This window comes from Photobacterium aquimaris (assembly GCF_002954455.1).
Classification (GTDB): Bacteria; Pseudomonadota; Gammaproteobacteria; order Enterobacterales; family Vibrionaceae; genus Photobacterium; species Photobacterium aquimaris.
Genome location: NZ_MSCC01000001.1, coordinates 2,442,014 through 2,458,385, shown reverse-complemented (window position 1 = coordinate 2,458,385; position 16,372 = coordinate 2,442,014). Strand labels below are relative to the sequence as shown.

Here is a 16,372-nt window from a genome sequence, read left to right as displayed (position 1 = left end):
ATGAGGAAGTAACAGTGCCCAAGATTCTCGTACGCCTTGTACGAGGTGGTTTATGGTTAATAGTGATCACATCATTACTATTAGCATCGTTAATCACCGGTTTAAGGTTACTGCTTCCTCATCTCAATGATTACCGCCAGCCGATTGCCCAATGGGTATCTCAGCAGGCGGACATTTCGTTAAAATTAACCCATATCAAAGGCCGCTGGCAAGCTGCTGGTCCGGCTTTAACGGTTAGCGGTATTACGATTGCTTCGCCAGATAATACTCAGCCATTAGCCACCATTGGCAAGGTCGGGTTTTATTTCGATATTTGGCATTCAGCCCTGCATTTACGGCCTATATTCAAACAAGTTACCATTAGTCAGGTAAATGTTGATCTAACCAAAATAAAGCCGTCTTCAGCCACGCCTAACGTAGCTAACACCAGTTTAGCGCAACGATTAGAACAGCTGTTTTTTACCCGCTTAGGTGAATTTCAACTGCTCGATTCATCAGTGTCATTTGTGGCTCCTTCCGGCGCTTCGCAACAACTTAATATTAAACAGCTTGATTGGGCTAATGTCGGAGGGCGTCATTTAGCGCAAGGCAGTGTTAGTTTTACCAATACTAATCTTGGTCAGTTAGCGATTAAAGCCAACCTCTCCGAACAGGGGGGGCTGAGTAGCTTATCTGGTAGTTTGTATATCAAAGGTGAGCATGTTTCAGTGACACCATGGCTTAATAAGCAGTTAGCTGGAGTGGCAAATATAACTCATAGTGAAATTGGGGTTGAGGCATGGCTAACATTAAAAGACGGCCAGATTAAAGGCAGTCAAGCTAAGATCAACAATAGTACTATTGATTGGCAAGCGGGTGACCAACAACATCAAATTAATATTAAACAGGGATTGGTAGCGTTAAGGCCTATTCGCTTAGCTGATGGTTCAAGAAGTTGGCGAATTGACACTGAAAAATTTGCTATCTATACCGATGATGTTGCATGGCCAACGTTTGATATTGCAGGCCAATTGCGGTTTGGTGATCAAGACCAACTCCAGCAATGGAAGTTGGCGTTAAGTAATATTGCCTTACAGCGTTTATTGCCTTTAATCAATTTCATGCCTTCGACTAATTCGATGGTTAAGACCCTGCAGCACCTGCAACCGAGTGGATTATTGACTCAAATTCGAGTGGCAGGGCAAGCCAATAAAGTACCGCGATTCTCATTTAAGGTGCAGCAATTAAGTGTGAAACCGTGGCAATGGATTCCGGGTATTAATCACTTAAATGCCACTATTGCTGGCGATGGTCAGCAAGGTAAAGTGACCATCAATACCACCGCAGATAGTTTTGCTTATGAGCGCGTGTTTGCCAAACCACTCAAAGTTAATCAAGCGCAAATTGAAGCTTATTGGCATCGAAGTGCGCAAGCGACCACTTTTTGGAGTGATCATCTTGCTATAGCGACGCCTAATTTAACCTTTGCGGGTCAAGCTCGCGTTGATATGCCGGTCAATGCGCCAACTTGGTTGTCGTTATATGGCGAAGCTAATGTGGTTGATGCGGGTCAAACGTGGCGTTATTTACCACGACCTGCACTTGGTAATGATCTTACTGATTATTTATCAAAAGCGATCAAAGGCGGACAAGTAAAGTCTGCCCGCATCTTATGGTATGGCGCTTTGAATGATTACCCTTACCAACATCATGATGGTGTATTTCAAGCGTTTGTACCATTAACGCATGCTAAATTTAGTTTTGATCCAAAGTGGCCACTGTTGCGTGACATGCAACTTAATTTGTTATTTGAAAATGACAAAATGTACATTGATTCTAATCATGTCAAAACACTCGCGGCCTATAGCCCTAAGATTGTAGGTGAGGCTGATTTAGCGTCAAACGGCGCGCTTAAATTAGCTATAGATCTGGCTGCTACAGGGCCGCAAGTCCAGCAATATATGTTGGATAGCCCGTTAGCTGACTCGGTGGGGAGTGCATTGACAACCATTAAGGTTGCAGGGCCTGTTACCGCTAAACTGAATTTGAATATTCCCTTTAATGGCACTGACGTAGATGCTAGCGGTAAGGTGTATTTTAAAAATAATCCTATCACGCTAACGACGCCTCATTTAGTGATAGATAATGTCAATGGTAGTTTGAGTTTTAATAATAGTGCGATTAAAGCCCAAGGACTTACGGGGATGCTATATCAACAACCGATTAAGTTTGGCTTTGATGGTGATGATGTTAAAAACAGTCTCGATTATAAGGTTAATGTTAGTGTCGGTGGTCAATGGCAAGTTGCTAAACTAAAAGATTATTTACCGTCAATTGTGACCGATAATGTGACTGGTAGTAGTGATTGGCAAGCGCAAGTTGGCGTTAACATTCAGCCTAATAATGTAAATTATAACGTTAATGTCACTCTTCCTTTAAAGATGATTCGTAGTCAATTTCCGTATCCGTTGCAGCAGCCTCAAGCTGCCGCCGCAGCGCTGAGAGTGGATGTTAACGGCGATAGATCCCATTTGAACGTTCAAGCTTTATTACCCGATGTGGCGTATCAAGCTCAAATGTCGTTATTAACTAAAGTGCCTCAAATTACTGTCAGCAATGTAACTGTGGGTAAAAGAAGTTTATTAACTCAGCCACTGAAGGGACAATTAGTCCAGCTCAATGGTCGTCAATTTAATGCTGATCAATGGCTTAGTTTGATAAAAAGCACCACTGCTAGTGAGGTTCAATCTTCAGCAAACAGCCACGGCGGCGGATTTTCATTACCTTTGCCAACGCGAGTGACAGCAAAAGTGGCTAAATTAACCTTAGGCGGACTGGATTGGCATCAAGTTGATGTGGTCGCAACACGTGGTCAAGGATGGTCGATAAAACTGGCGTCACGAGAAGCTGATGGCTATATCTCGTGGGTTCACAATCAGCCGTTAAATGTGATTTTGAAATCGTTACACCTTAACTTGCCACAATTAAATCAACAGCCTCCTGCGGCATTGTTAACACCATTATTAGCCACTAAACAACCATCAACCATAGTGACAACTAATGATCGTAGCATTATGGCTGCAATACCGAAAATAGACTTATCGATTGCTGATGCATGGTTACAAGGCTATCGTTTAGGTGCTGTGACAGCGACGTTAACTAAGAACCATAATCAATTACAATTACAACAGCTTAAAATTAAATCTGGTAACGTGATTCTAAAAGCTAGTGGTGATTGGAGTATTGCCAAGCAGCATAATCACACTAAACTTGATGTGGTCATCAGTGGCAGTAATAGTACTGACTTATTGGATCGATTTGGTATTTCAGGCAGTGTGCAGAATGCACCATTTAATACACATGTCATGGTTAACTGGCAAGGTACACCGTGGGGTATAGATAGACGTACATTAAATGGCAAAGTGAGCACTGATATTGGTAAGGGGGTTGTCAGTGGTGTCGGTGGTGCCGGGCGACTGCTGGGGTTGTTTAGTCTGGACTCAATTATTCGAAAAATGAAACTCGATTTTTCAGGGGTATTTGATGACGGCTTAGCGTTTAATTATATTCGCGGCAATGGCACCATCAAAGATGGTATTTTTGATAGTAATAATATCAAGATGCAAGCGTTAGCCGGTGATATGTATATCAATGGTAAAGTGAACTTAATTGATGAAAATATCAATGCTAACGTTAAATTTATTCCTGATTTTACTTCAGGATTACCGGTAATGACCGCCTTTGCTGTCGCGCCGCAAGTGGCATTATATGTATTTGCGATTTCAACTGTATTGTCACCGATGTTAGATGTTATTACTCAAGTGAATTACCAAGTTACAGGACCGATAGCTGCACCGAAAGTGGTTGAGCGCTCACGCTTAGAAGGCGAATATAAAATACCAGAGAACAGTAAGTTTTAAGCTGTTATTTTGGTTCGGTAGTAATGAATATAATTGATTTTATTTATCGTTCAGGGAGATAGCCATGACAAAGATTGGTGTAGTACAAATGAACTCAGGCACAGATCCTGAGCGTAACCTGAGCCAATTAAAGAAATTTATGCAAGGGTTACAACTACAAGGGGCTAAGTTAGTTGTTACCCCTGAAAATACCGTCGTTTTTGGCAGCAAAGCAGATTATCAACGTTGGGCTGAACCCTTAGGAGATGGCCCGCTACAACTGCAACTATCTCAATTTGCGCATCAGTTAGGGATTTGGCTACTAATCGGTTCAATGCCAATTTTACAGTCTGATGGGAGCATCACCACCACCGCTGTGTTGTTTGATGATCAAGGTAAAATTCAGGCGCATTATAATAAAATGCATATGTTTGATGTTAATGTTGCCGATAAACACCAGAGTTACCGAGAATCGGATACCTTTAAAGCTGGCGATGATATAAAAGTTATAGATACCCCGTTTGGTAAGCTTGGATTATCGATTTGTTATGACATTCGTTTTCCGCAAATTTATGGCGAGCTACGTCAGCGAGGTGCTGATATTATTGTTATTCCTGCTGCTTTTACCAAGTTGACCGGGCGTGCTCATTGGGAAGTGTTAGTACGAGCGCGTGCGATTGAAACTCAGTGTTGGGTTGTTGCCGCAGCGCAATGGGGTGAACACAATGAAACGCGAGAAACGTGGGGTCATTCAATGATTGTTGATCCGTGGGGACAAGTGGTTGCTTGCCAACAACAAGGAACGGGTGTTCTGACAGCGAATGTTGATTTACAATTAGCAAATAAGATTCGTACCAATATGCCAGTGGCTGATCATGCTCGCTTGGTGTTCAGTCATATTCAATAATTAAGAGCAAATTAATGACCCTTAACACAGTAGAAAGTACCATGCTTGACCAGTCAGGTCTTGGGCGTGATGAATTGCATAACATTCTTGGCTTAATTGCTACTCGTGATGTTGATTATGCTGATATTTATTTTCAGTCATGCTGGCATGAATCATTAGTTTTAGAAGACAGTATTATTAAAGACGGCTCATTTAACATTGATCGCGGTGTTGGTGTACGTGCTGTTGCGGGAGAGAAAACCGGTTTTGCTTACTCAGATCAAATTAACTTACTAGCATTAACTCAAAGTGCCAAAGCAGCGCGTGGTATTGTGCGTCAAGGTGGTAATGGTAAAGTTCAGGCATTTGCGCCAATGACATCGTCAGGTATTTACTCACCGGTTAATCCACTTGGTAGCTTTGATAAATACCAAAAGATTGCCTTGCTTGAAGAAATTGATCGTTATATTCGTACCAAAGAGCCATTAGTGACTGAAGTCTCTGCCAGTATTAACGGTGTTTATGAAGAAGTGCTGGTGGCAGCGTTAGATGGCACTTATGCAGCTGACATTCGTCCGTTAGTGCGGTTATCTATTAGTGTCTTGGTTGAAAAAGGCGATAAGCGTGAACGTGGTAGTGCCGGTGGTGGTGGTCGTTATGGCTACGAGACATTTTTAACAGAAGATGCGAGTGGTAAAAGCCAAGCGATCTTTTTTGCCGATGAAGCAATTCGTCAAGCATTGGTTAATCTTGAAGCTGATGCTGCGCCTGCTGGCACGATGCCGATTGTTCTTGGTGCAGGTTGGCCGGGGGTGTTATTGCATGAAGCGGTTGGACACGGTTTAGAAGGTGACTTTAATCGTAAAGGCTCATCAATGTTTGCCGGTCAAATAGGGCAACAAGTGACTTCGCCATTATGTACCATTGTCGATGATGGTACGTTAGTTGATCGCCGTGGCTCAATCAATATTGATGATGAAGGCACACCAGCACAACATAATGTACTGATTGAAGGCGGTAAACTGAAAGGCTATATGCAAGATAAGTTAAACGCACGTTTGATGGGTGTCGCACCTACAGGTAATGGTCGTCGTGAATCCTATGCTCATTTACCAATGCCACGTATGACCAATACTTACATGTTACCTGGTGAACATACGCCAGAAGAAATCATTGCCAGTGTTAAACATGGCATCTACGCACCCAACTTTGGTGGTGGTCAGGTAGATATTACTTCAGGTAAATTTGTTTTCTCAGCTTCAGAAGCATATTTAATTGAAAATGGTAAAGTCACCCGTCCAATTAAAGGTGCGACCTTAATTGGTAGTGGTATTGAAGCGATGCAGCAGGTGTCGATGGTGGGTAACGATCTAGATATTGATCGTGGTGTCGGTGTCTGTGGTAAAGCCGGCCAGAGCGTGCCTGTAGGGGTTGGTCAGCCAACTTTGAAGATTGACTCAATGACTGTCGGTGGTACTGAATAACGGCTTGCTGTTATTTGAACGTCTCAATAACAATGTCGTGTTAATAAAAATGCCAGCAGAGATGCTGGCATTTTTGTTATGTATTACCCACTAATGGTGTGCATTAGTCAGCAAGGTATAGTGCTTTTAGACATTGGAATATCTCACGATACGCTTTGCCTGGTTTTTCCTGTGCCTTTTCTTTGGCTGCTTGACGCATCAATTGGCGTAGGTGTTGGCGATCAGCATCGGGATGATCAACCATAATCGCGTTCAACATGCTGTCACCATTTTCAATCAACTTATCACGTTTGATTTCAAGCTTTTTAAGGGCAACAGTGTGTTGTGAGTGCTTATTGTTTAATTTATCAAGTGCAGCTTGAATTGGTTCGAGATCCATGTGACGCATCTGCTTACCAATAAATTGCAATTGACGACGACGCGCTTCTTTACTAAAGCGTTGCGCATCTTTAATTGCGGCCATCATTTCGTCATCTAATGGCACTTTTGCTAGTGCGTTAGGTGTTAGCTCAACCAGCGCTTCACCAATTTTTTGCAACTCTTCCATGTCGCGTTTCATCTCAGACTTACTTACCCAGATGATTTCTTCTTCTTCATCCCAAGGGGCTTTTTTATTTTTACGGCTCATAAATGGGCTCACTCATTGTATCAATAGTTCTATTTTATCAGTTTAATAACGATTTTGGGCGTAAATTACATTATTCTATAACTAATAAGCTAAACCCTAACCTTAAGTGATTGTATGGACGTAAGAGAACAGGTTGCTCATCAGCGTGTTGAACTTGAAGCTGCAGTAGCAAAAGCGCTTGAAGTTGCTGGTAAACAGGCTGATGCAGCCGAAGTAGCCATTAACAAAACAACAGGTATCAGTGTTTCAACTCGCATGTGTGAAGTTGAAAACGTTGAATTTAATAGCGATGGTGCGCTAGGCATTACCGTTTATCGCGGTAACCGTAAAGGTAGTGCCTCAACATCAGATTTAAGTGAAGCGGCTATTGCTCAAACTGTAGCTGCTGCATTAGATATTGCAAATTATACTTCTGAAGATCCATTTGCAGGTCCCGGCCCTGCCGAATTAATGGCGCGTAATATTCCTGATTTAGACTTGTTTCATCCTGACGAGCCTGAACCTGATCATGCCGCAGGTGTTGCAATTGCTGCCGAAGAAGCGGCATTGGCGTTTGATCCGCGTGTAAAACAAAGTGATGGTGCAAGCTATGACAGTCACTATGGTGTTCGTGTTTACGGTAATAGCCACGGTATGCTAGCCAGTTATGCCTCTAGTCGTCATAGCATTAGTTGCTGTGTGATCGGTGAAGGTAAAAACGGCAATATGGAGCGTGATTATAGTTATACTACCTCACGTTTAGCCTCTGATATGTGGACACCTGAACGTGTCGGTCGTCATGCAGCAGAGCGTACCGTAAGCCGAATTGATCCACAAAAACTGACCACGCGTGAAGCACCAGTAATGTTTGCTGCTGATATTGCGACAGGGTTATTTGGTCATTTAGTAATGGGTATCAGTGGCGCTAATTTATACCGCAAATCATCGTTTTTACTTGATAAACTCGGTGAGCAGATTTTCCCTGAGTGGTTAAATATCAGTGAGCGTCCGCATATTCTACGTGGTATGGCAAGTACCCCGTTTGATAGTGAAGGTGTGGCAACTTATGATCGTGAAATCATCACCGATGGTGCATTGCAGACGTATTTATTGACCAGCTATGCGGCGCGTAAAATGAAGATGCAGCCAACGGGCCATGCCGGTGGTATTCATAACTGGCTAGTATCATCAACAGGTGAAAGCTTTGAGCAAATGCTGAAGAAGATGGATCGTGGTTTGTTGGTGACAGAGCTGATGGGTCAAGGGGTTAACATTATCACTGGCGATTACTCGCGTGGTGCTGCTGGCTTCTGGGTTGAGAATGGTCAAATTCAATATCCGGTCTCTGAAATTACTATTGCTGGTAATCTTAAAGACATGATGCAAAATATTGTTGCTATTGGCAGTGATACTGAAACTCGCAGCCAGATCCTTACCGGATCAATGTTATTAGGTTCAATGAAAATTGCTGGTGAATAATCGTTGTTAATGACGTGATTTATGAGCAAGAAAAAAGTCCAAACCAATCACTTGATTTGGACTTTTTTTATCAATGAATTATCACGGGTTAAGGCGTAATAAAGATGGTTGCTAAACCTAAAAACACCATTAAGCCGACAATATCAGTACAGGTTGTTAGTGCCATGCCACCTGCAAGTGCTGGGTCAATTTTGAGTTTCTTAAGCCCAATAGGAATTAATACCCCGGCCACACCAGCAATAAATAGGTTTGCTAGCATTGCTCCTGCCATGATCGCGCCGAGTATCAGACTGCCTTTCCAGATAAACACCACCAAACCAATAATTAACGCCCATACTAAACCATTAATTAATCCCACCCGTGCTTCTTTACTTAGTAGCCAGCGGGTGTTGGTATCACCGATATGACCAACAGCAAGACCACGAATAACCAGTGCCACGGTTTGGTTACCTGCGACACCGCCCATTGATGGTACAATCGTCATTAATACCGCTACAGTTGCCATCTGTTGTAAAGTGTGTTCAAACATATTGGAAACAGAGGCTGCTGCTAAGGCTGTCAGAACGTTTACACCTAACCAAATACTACGACTTTTGGCTGATTTTAATACTGGTGCAAAGGTATCTTCGTCGTCATCCATACCAGCCATGGACATCATCGAGTGTTCTGCTTCTTCACGGATCAAGTCAACAACGTCATCGATAGTGATACGACCGACAAGGTGATTATTGGCATCAACAACAGGGGCTGATATCCAATTTCGACGTTCAAAGATATTGGCTATTTCACTGTCTGCCATATCAACGGCAATTGCTTCATCAGCATCTTCCATTACATCTTTAATTTCAATGTCAGGTTGAGTGGTGATCAAGGTTGATAGTGACAAGTGACCAATTAAAATTTGTTTCTCATCAATAACATATAGTGAATCTGTTGCTTCTGGAAGTTCACCACGCATGCGTAAATAACGTAATACCACATCGGCAGTTACATCACCACGAATCGTGATAAAGTCAGTACTCATCATGCCACCGGCGGTATCTTCCGGATAGGCGAGTGCTGCTTCGATACGATGACGATCGATAGCATCCATTTGTGCCAATACTTCTTGGTAACGCTCATCAGAGAGGCTACGAAGTACGTATGCAACATCATCGCTTTCCATCCCCTCGGTAACGGCCGCCAGCTTTTCTGGTTCCATTTGCGAGACGATGCCATCTTTTACATCTTCAGAAAGTTCATCAAGAATTTCACCTTGCTCTTCTGGATCCGTCAATTGCCATAAGACTTGACGCTCTTTCGGTGGTGAGGCTTCTAATAGATGAGCAATATCCTCCGGCTCCATATCTTGGAGTAACCGGCGAACATGGACAAACATACCATTTTCAAGCGCTTTGTTGACTTCTTGGAGTGTGTGATGGGTTTGATCTTGTTCTAATACATCCGCCATAGGTATTAGGCCCACTTATATTTGATGGCGCAATAAGTTGAATTTTAACGTAATTGGTTAGCCTTTGTCTTGTGCTGATTGATATTTAATTCGCCATAAGACGGCAAAGTATGGGCGATACGTATGATAATCATAGGGAAATTCCTACATTTCATGCTTTTTCTCTACCAATAACGTACGAAAAGACGTATTTGATGACAATGTATCACTCGTAAAAAAAAGTCATTAAGCTAAAAAGCAAATCAAAGCTCACCATCAATAATTGATTGTTAGTGAGATAAACTATTAATTATCTTCGTCAAACCCAGCTTCAATGAGATTTGCAACCGCAATCAAAGCGGACTGAGCGTCTTGACCTTCAGCACTAACCATAATTTTTTGGCCTTGCGCAGAATCAAGCATCAATAGCCCCATTACACCGTCGGCAGTGGCACTGTTAGCGCCATTAGTGATGGTAATAACCGCTTCAAAGCTTTGGGCTAGTTCAACTAATTTAATTGCGGCTCGAGCATGAAGCCCGAGACGATTACGTATAAATAATTCACGACTGATGGTCATTTATAATTTTCCAGCGTGCGGTGACGTACCTGCACTTGTTGGCCTTGTTGGGTAAAATACTCGGCAAGTTGCTGGGCGATATAAACTGAACGGTGTTGTCCTCCTGTACAGCCGATAGCAACCGTAACATAACTACGGTTATTCTTTTCTAGCATTGGTAACCACGTTTCAAGGAAGTTACGTAATTGATAGTTAAGCTTATTTACTTCAGCGTGGGCGGCTAAGAAATCTTTAACGCCTTGATCAAGACCTGTTTGTGATTTGAGTTCTGGCACCCAATGTGGGTTTGGTAAAAAACGGACATCGAAGACATAATCAGCATCTGAAGGGAGGCCATGTTTAAAGCCAAAAGATTCAAATACTAAAATTAATTCACGTGCTTCACGGCCAAGCACTCGCGCGCGTACTGTTTCACTTAAATCGTGAATCGAGCGGTTAGTGGTATCAATAACCAGATCGGCATGTTCTTTAAGATCGCTCAGTAACGCGCTTTCAGATTGGATTGCTTGTTCTAAGCTCATGTCATGACGAGATAGAGGATGTAAGCGGCGTGTTTCACTGTAGCGTTTGACCAGTTCTTTATCATCAGCATCAAGAAAAATAACGTTGATATCAACATCACAGGCTAAATTTTTAAAAATGGCCTCAAGCTCACCTTGATGAGGGGGCATATTACGAATATCGATACTAACAGCAATCTCTTGTTCGTTATTGGCAATATCATTTACAAATTGTGGCAGTAGGTGTACGGGAAGGTTATCAACACAGTAATATCCTAAATCTTCTAGCACGCGTAACGCGACCGATTTCCCCGAACCTGAACGGCCACTAATAACCATTAACCTCATGGTTTAGATACCTTTTTTTATTTGTGAAGGGCTGATTTATTGTTCATTAATCAGTATGTCATATAATTCTTGATCGGTTGTTGCATTGCGTAATTGCTTGCAAATTTTCTTATTACCAAGTTTTTCAGCCATGCTTGCAAGGGTCGATAAATGTTCTTTACATTGCTCTTCAGGAACTAAAAGGGCAAATAACAGATCAATTGGCTGACCATCAATGGCATCAAAGTCTATGGGTTGTTGGCACTGAATAAGCACTGCAATCGCGTGATCACTATTACTGATTCGGCCATGAGGGATCGCAATGCCATTACCAATACCTGTGGTACCCAATTTTTCGCGATTGAGCATACATTCAAATAATGGTTGTGGATTTTGATCAAGATGTGTTGCCGCGATCTCACTAATGAGCTCTAGCGCGCGTTTTTTACTGGAGCAAGGGACTGCACTTTTAGTACAGTCCAAGCTCAATACGTTACTCAGTTGCATGATTAGTGACTATTGAGTTTATCTTTGTGTTTGTTTAATTGACGGACCAGTTTATCAGTCAATTCGTCAATCGCGGCATACATATTTTCAGAATCAGCCTTAGCGTGGATTTCTCCTGCATTTATATGCAATGTTGCTTCGGCAATCTGTTGCATCTTTTCGATATTTAAAATCACTTGAACATTATTTATTTTGTCGAAAAAACGCTCTAATTTTTCAAACTTGGTACTGACATATTCGCGCAAAGAATCGGTTACATCAACATGGTGTCCGGTAATATTGATTTGCATAGACGTCTTCCTTTTGTTGGCGCTGATCTGAGTTAGATCAGACATTTTCGCTGATTTGATGGCGGAATTCCAAGCGATTCACGGTATTTAGCGATAGTTCGCCTTGCAACCATGATCCCTTGTTCTGCCAATAAAGTCGCAATTTTGCTGTCACTCAGGGGTTTAGCCTGATTTTCAGCAGCAACAAGTTTCTTCACCAGTGCGCGAATAGCAGTCGATGAACATTCACCGCCATTATCCGTACTGACATGACTTGAGAAGAAGTATTTCAATTCAAAAATACCCCGAGGTGTATGCATATATTTTTGGGTTGTGACTCGGGATATGGTGGATTCGTGCATTTCAACTGCAAGAGCAATGTCGTTAAGCACCATTGGCTTCATGGCTTCTTCACCAAACTCAAAAAAGTCTTGCTGTTGTTCAACAATACAGCAAGCAACCTTTAATAAAGTTTCATTGCGACTTTCAAGGCTTTTAATCAGCCATTTAGCATCTTGCAAGTGAGTGCGAATAAACTGACCATCAGCACTATTACGAGTGTTATTACTTAATGCGGCATATTGCTGATTAACTTTGATGCGCGGAATACTGTCAGGATTAATGCTAACGACCCATTTACCGTGTTCTTTAAAGACTGATACATCAGGAATAACGTATTCAGTTTCAGTGGAAACGACGTGGTTACCAGGGCGAGGATCTAAGCTATGAATCAGCTCCATTACCGCTTTAAGCTCTGGTTCTTTAAGTTTGGTTGCACGCATTAGCTGACGGTAATCACGATTACCTAATAAATTAATGTATTCGCGCAATAGTATCTTAGCTTCAGCAAGCCATTGAGTCTGCTCTGGATAAGTGGCAAGTTGCAGTAATAAACATTCTTGTAAATTACGTGATGCCACCCCGAGAGGATCAAATTGCTGTACCCGCTTTAGAACGGCTTCTACTTCATCAAGTTCAACTTCTAGATCTTCATTCTCGAAGTTTTCTAAAATTTCAGTAGTGGTACAACTGAGATAACCTTTTTCATTTACCGCATCAATAATGGCAGTCGCAATTGCTAAATCAGTTTCACTAAATGGAGTGAGGTGGACTTGCCACATTAAGTAGTCTTGCAATGACTCGGTGGTTTCCCCTTGATAAATCGGTATGTCGTCATCAAGGGCAATGCCTGTGCTGCCAGTACCTGCGCTATAGACATCATCCCAGGTGCTATCGACAGGGAGTTCTGTTGGTAGTTCACGAGTTTCAAGAACTTCTGTGGTATCAAAACTCTCAATGTCATCAAGATTTTCGTTAGTATCGTTAGTGTTGATTTCTGCAGTTGAGGTTTCATTGTTAGTACTTACTTCATCTGCATCAACTGTCTCATCGAGCTCTAGGAGAGGGTTACCATCAAGCGCTTCTTGGATCTCTTGTTGAAGTTCCAATGTAGATAGCTGCAACAAGCGAATAGCTTGTTGTAGCTGAGGCGTCATTGCTAACTGTTGACCGAGCTTAAGTTGGAGCGAAGTTTTCATTAACGTTGATACACCTTATTGTTATTGTTGTTATTCTCTGTAATCAATAGCCAATGGTGAATGCTAGAGACGGAACTGATCACCAAGATAAACCCGTTTAACATGCTCATGGTTAAGAACATGGTCTGGCGTACCATTAGCAATAAGGTGTCCTTGGCTTACAATATAAGCATGTTCACAGACATCCAGTGTTTCACGGACGTTATGGTCCGTAATTAATACTCCTAATCCACGATCGCGCAAATGTTTAATGATTTTTTTGATGTCAATCACTGAAATAGGGTCGACACCAGCAAACGGTTCATCCAGTAAAATAAACTTAGGATTAGCCGCGAGTGCGCGCGCAATTTCAACTCGACGGCGTTCACCACCTGATAATGCTTGCCCTAAACTATCGCGAATGTGTTGAATATTAAACTCATCTAATAATTCTTCCGCTTTGTCTTGGCGGTCTTCTTTGGTGAGTTCTTTGCGTGTTTCTAATACCGCCATTAAATTATCATAAACGGTTAAACGACGAAAAATTGAAGCCTCTTGAGGTAGATAACCAATACCCATGCGTGAACGGTTATGCATCGGCTGGAGACTAATATCTTCATCATCAATGGTGATCGTGCCTTCATCACGGCTCACAAGACCAACGATCATATAAAATGAGGTAGTTTTACCAGCACCATTTGGACCAAGTAAACCAACAATTTTCCCTGATTCTACCTCAAGGCTGACATCGGAAACGACTTTGCGTCCGTTGTAACTTTTTGCAAGGTGTTCAGCTTTTAGAATAGCCATAAATACTGTTTATTTCTTATTATTGTTTAATTGACTTGGTAAGATCACGGTAGTGACTCGCTCTTGGTTACCGCTTTCTGCTACCAAACGTTGATCGCGAATATTGTAAGTAATAATATTACCTTTAATATTGCTACCATCTTGATTAAGTTCAGCTTTACCTGTCATTTTTAGACGTTCAGTCGAGGTTTCATAACGCATTTTAAGCGCTTCACCATCGATTGGTTTTCCGTCTTCCATTATTTGATGGAATGTGGCTGGTTTTCCATATGCCATAATGGTTTGTTGTTGTGATTTCGCGTTTGGTCGCGTGACAACGACTTTATTGGCGCGAATATCAATCGTACCTTGGCGTAACTTAACATTACCGATAAAAGTGACAATATTATTCGGCATATCAACTTGTTGACTGTCAGAATCAATATAAATGGGTTGTTTAGTATCACTTTTCATCGCCCATGTTGGTGCACTGATACACAACAAGCATAGTAGAGTACTAATTTTTAGTCGGTTCATATCTACCTTTTACATTTTTTAGAAGAGTAGCCACATTACGATTCATATTACCTTTCATACCATCGCCTTCATTTTGAAAAACAGGGCCATTGATAGTGACATGATCGTTGGTATCAAAATCTTTATTGACTAAATTTAAGCGTAAATTATCGGTTTTAATAACCTGAATATTAGAATCAGGTAATAAGTTAAAAATACGTACATTACCTTGTAAATGTAATATTTTATCTTGTTCTAGTTTGGCGGTGTTAGCGCTTACTCGCCATTCTGCATCTTGGCCTTGTTTAAACACCCACAATACGGGTTTGGTAAACGTCGTGATACCACTAACGTTGAAGTGTTCAAGGTGGTCGGCATCAATTTGATATTGACGAGTGCCTTTTAAATCAAAGCTAGTGTTACTGACTTTAGTACCAATAAACATTGGTTTTTCGTCATTAGGAGCTACTTGGACATCTTGTTGCCAGTGTTGTTCAAGTAGGTAGTAGCCGAGCCATGCACATATAATCATTAACAGTACATAGAATAGCTTTTTAAAAGTCATAGACTTAAGCCTTTATTGTCTTTAGGTGTTACCGATAATTGTTAGGTATATAATAGCGTTACATGACACCGGCTTTAAGCAAATCGTGCATATTGAGCGCTCCGACTAATTGGTTGTTTTCTGTCACCAATAAGCCATTAATTTTGTTATCTTCCATTAATTTTAGCCCTTCTGCGGCTAATAGTTGTGGTGAAATTGTTTGTGGGTTGCTTGACATGACTTCGCCAATACTGGTGTTGTGAATATCAACATGATTATCCAATAGGCGTCGTAAATCACCATCAGTAAAAATACCACGTAATTGTTGGTTATGATCAACAATTGCCGTCATTCCTAGGCCTTTGTGCGAAATTTCTAACAGCGCATCTTTAATACTGGCATGTTCTTCAATCATAGGCAGCAACTCCCCGCTATGCATCACATCAGCAATGCGAAGTAATAATTTGCGACCTAACGCACCACCAGGATGAGACAGTGCAAAGTCATCGGCAGTAAATCCGCGCGCTTCCATCACAGCAATAGCAACTGCATCGCCCATTACAAGGGTGGCTGTGGTGCTTGAGGTTGGCGCGAGATTGAGTGGACAAGCTTCTTTGTCTACTGTTACTTGAAGATTCACTTGTGCCATTTTAGCCATGCTTGATTCAGGCTGGCCTGTCATACTGATCATTGCAATGCCAAGGCGTTTAATCACCGGCAGTAACGCCAGAATTTCCGTTGCTTCACCGGAGTTTGAAATTGCAATCACGACATCGTTTTTTTTGATCATACCAAGGTCGCCATGGCTAGCTTCACCGGGATGAACAAAGAAAGCTGGGGTTCCAGTGCTGGCCAATGTTGCTGCTATTTTTCGTCCAATATGACCTGATTTTCCCATTCCCATAACGATCACTTTACCCTGACAATGAAGGATTAACTCACAAGCAAGAGTAAAGCTGTTATCAATGTAATAACGAATTTTTTCAAGGGCTTGTAATTCAGTATCGAGTACTTTTTTACCGTGGCTGCAAAAGTCAAATTGACCAGACATCAGTGGACGC

General features: G+C 41.8%; 15 protein-coding genes. 4 read left to right on the top strand and 11 right to left on the bottom strand.

From position 1 onward, the window contains the following. Window positions 1-14: 14 nt before the first annotated feature. The 3 genes from BTN98_RS10875 (at window position 15) to tldD (ending at window position 6,248) form a co-directional block, all read left to right on the top strand. Window positions 15-3,899 carry a YhdP family protein gene (locus BTN98_RS10875; protein ID WP_060998332.1) on the top strand — a complete coding sequence of 1,295 codons (3,885 nt, stop codon included), beginning with the start codon at window positions 15-17 and terminating at the stop codon, window positions 3,897-3,899. A 64-nt stretch (window positions 3,900-3,963) separates the two neighbouring features. After that, complete coding sequence (locus BTN98_RS10870; protein ID WP_060998331.1) at window positions 3,964-4,785, top strand: carbon-nitrogen hydrolase family protein; 822 nt, start codon at window positions 3,964-3,966, stop codon at window positions 4,783-4,785. 14 nt (window positions 4,786-4,799) lie between these two features. Further along, the gene (gene tldD / locus BTN98_RS10865) at window positions 4,800-6,248 is read left to right on the top strand and encodes a metalloprotease TldD (RefSeq protein ID WP_060998330.1); all 1,449 of its coding nucleotides are present in this window, start codon (window positions 4,800-4,802) and stop codon (window positions 6,246-6,248) included. 103 nt (window positions 6,249-6,351) lie between these two features. On the opposite strand, the gene yjgA is transcribed toward tldD, so the two are convergent. Continuing rightward, window positions 6,352-6,876 (bottom strand): ribosome biogenesis factor YjgA, encoded by a 525-nt coding sequence (yjgA, locus tag BTN98_RS10860; protein ID WP_060998329.1) that lies wholly within the window; start codon window positions 6,874-6,876, stop codon window positions 6,352-6,354. A 114-nt stretch (window positions 6,877-6,990) separates the two neighbouring features. On the opposite strand from yjgA, the gene pmbA reads away from it, so the two are divergent. Further along, a complete protein-coding gene (gene pmbA, locus BTN98_RS10855; protein WP_060998328.1) occupies window positions 6,991-8,334 on the top strand; it encodes a metalloprotease PmbA in 1,344 nt (447 codons plus the stop codon). Window positions 8,335-8,422: 88 nt separating this feature from the next. Here the strand turns inward: pmbA and mgtE are convergent, their stop codons facing one another. From mgtE to BTN98_RS10805, 10 genes are all read right to left on the bottom strand, one after another. After that, a complete protein-coding gene (gene mgtE / locus BTN98_RS10850) occupies window positions 8,423-9,784 on the bottom strand; it encodes a magnesium transporter (protein WP_060998327.1) in 1,362 nt (453 codons plus the stop codon). A gap of 285 nt (window positions 9,785-10,069) precedes the next feature. Beyond that, the gene (locus BTN98_RS10845) at window positions 10,070-10,342 is read right to left on the bottom strand and encodes an HPr family phosphocarrier protein (protein WP_060998326.1); all 273 of its coding nucleotides are present in this window, start codon (window positions 10,340-10,342) and stop codon (window positions 10,070-10,072) included. Then, window positions 10,339-11,190 carry an RNase adapter RapZ gene (gene rapZ, locus BTN98_RS10840; RefSeq protein ID WP_060998325.1) on the bottom strand — a complete coding sequence of 284 codons (852 nt, stop codon included), beginning with the start codon at window positions 11,188-11,190 and terminating at the stop codon, window positions 10,339-10,341. The genes BTN98_RS10845 and rapZ overlap by 4 nt, the downstream gene beginning before the upstream one ends. A gap of 36 nt (window positions 11,191-11,226) precedes the next feature. Continuing rightward, a complete protein-coding gene (ptsN, locus tag BTN98_RS10835) occupies window positions 11,227-11,676 on the bottom strand; it encodes a PTS IIA-like nitrogen regulatory protein PtsN (protein ID WP_060998324.1) in 450 nt (149 codons plus the stop codon). A gap of 2 nt (window positions 11,677-11,678) precedes the next feature. Beyond that, window positions 11,679-11,966: a ribosome hibernation promoting factor gene (gene hpf, locus BTN98_RS10830; protein WP_060998323.1), complete on the bottom strand. Its 288-nt coding sequence runs from the start codon at window positions 11,964-11,966 to the stop codon at window positions 11,679-11,681. A 32-nt stretch (window positions 11,967-11,998) separates the two neighbouring features. Next, window positions 11,999-13,441 (bottom strand): RNA polymerase factor sigma-54, encoded by a 1,443-nt coding sequence (locus BTN98_RS10825; RefSeq protein ID WP_414858305.1) that lies wholly within the window; start codon window positions 13,439-13,441, stop codon window positions 11,999-12,001. Between the two features lie 105 nt (window positions 13,442-13,546). Continuing rightward, window positions 13,547-14,272, bottom strand: a complete 726-nt coding sequence (gene lptB, locus BTN98_RS10820; RefSeq protein ID WP_060998321.1) for an LPS export ABC transporter ATP-binding protein — start codon at window positions 14,270-14,272, stop codon at window positions 13,547-13,549. A gap of 9 nt (window positions 14,273-14,281) precedes the next feature. After that, complete coding sequence (gene lptA / locus BTN98_RS10815; protein WP_060998320.1) at window positions 14,282-14,788, bottom strand: lipopolysaccharide transport periplasmic protein LptA; 507 nt, start codon at window positions 14,786-14,788, stop codon at window positions 14,282-14,284. Continuing rightward, a complete protein-coding gene (gene lptC, locus BTN98_RS10810) occupies window positions 14,769-15,332 on the bottom strand; it encodes an LPS export ABC transporter periplasmic protein LptC (RefSeq protein ID WP_060998319.1) in 564 nt (187 codons plus the stop codon). The genes lptA and lptC overlap by 20 nt, the downstream gene beginning before the upstream one ends. A gap of 58 nt (window positions 15,333-15,390) precedes the next feature. Next, on the bottom strand, window positions 15,391-16,362 hold the full coding sequence (locus BTN98_RS10805) for a KpsF/GutQ family sugar-phosphate isomerase (protein ID WP_060998318.1): 972 nt from the start codon (window positions 16,360-16,362) through the stop codon (window positions 15,391-15,393). Window positions 16,363-16,372: the final 10 nt, after the last annotated feature.

Excerpts from the sequence above, each read along its gene's own strand:
- BTN98_RS10870 (WP_060998331.1), top strand. The coding sequence starts at position 3,964 with ATGACAAAGATTGGTGTAGTACAAATGAACTCAGGCACAGATCCTGAG.
- tldD (WP_060998330.1), top strand. The coding sequence starts at position 4,800 with ATGACCCTTAACACAGTAGAAAGTACCATGCTTGACCAGTCAGGTCTT.
- yjgA (WP_060998329.1), bottom strand. The coding sequence starts at position 6,876 with ATGAGCCGTAAAAATAAAAAAGCCCCTTGGGATGAAGAAGAAGAAATC.
- pmbA (WP_060998328.1), top strand. The coding sequence starts at position 6,991 with ATGGACGTAAGAGAACAGGTTGCTCATCAGCGTGTTGAACTTGAAGCT.
- mgtE (WP_060998327.1), bottom strand. The coding sequence starts at position 9,784 with ATGGCGGATGTATTAGAACAAGATCAAACCCATCACACACTCCAAGAA.
- BTN98_RS10845 (WP_060998326.1), bottom strand. The coding sequence starts at position 10,342 with ATGACCATCAGTCGTGAATTATTTATACGTAATCGTCTCGGGCTTCAT.
- rapZ (WP_060998325.1), bottom strand. The coding sequence starts at position 11,190 with ATGAGGTTAATGGTTATTAGTGGCCGTTCAGGTTCGGGGAAATCGGTC.
- ptsN (WP_060998324.1), bottom strand. The coding sequence starts at position 11,676 with ATGCAACTGAGTAACGTATTGAGCTTGGACTGTACTAAAAGTGCAGTC.
- hpf (WP_060998323.1), bottom strand. The coding sequence starts at position 11,966 with ATGCAAATCAATATTACCGGACACCATGTTGATGTAACCGATTCTTTG.
- BTN98_RS10825 (WP_414858305.1), bottom strand. The coding sequence starts at position 13,441 with ATGACGCCTCAGCTACAACAAGCTATTCGCTTGTTGCAGCTATCTACA.
- lptB (WP_060998321.1), bottom strand. The coding sequence starts at position 14,272 with ATGGCTATTCTAAAAGCTGAACACCTTGCAAAAAGTTACAACGGACGC.
- lptA (WP_060998320.1), bottom strand. The coding sequence starts at position 14,788 with ATGAACCGACTAAAAATTAGTACTCTACTATGCTTGTTGTGTATCAGT.
- lptC (WP_060998319.1), bottom strand. The coding sequence starts at position 15,332 with ATGACTTTTAAAAAGCTATTCTATGTACTGTTAATGATTATATGTGCA.
- BTN98_RS10805 (WP_060998318.1), bottom strand. The coding sequence starts at position 16,362 with ATGTCTGGTCAATTTGACTTTTGCAGCCACGGTAAAAAAGTACTCGAT.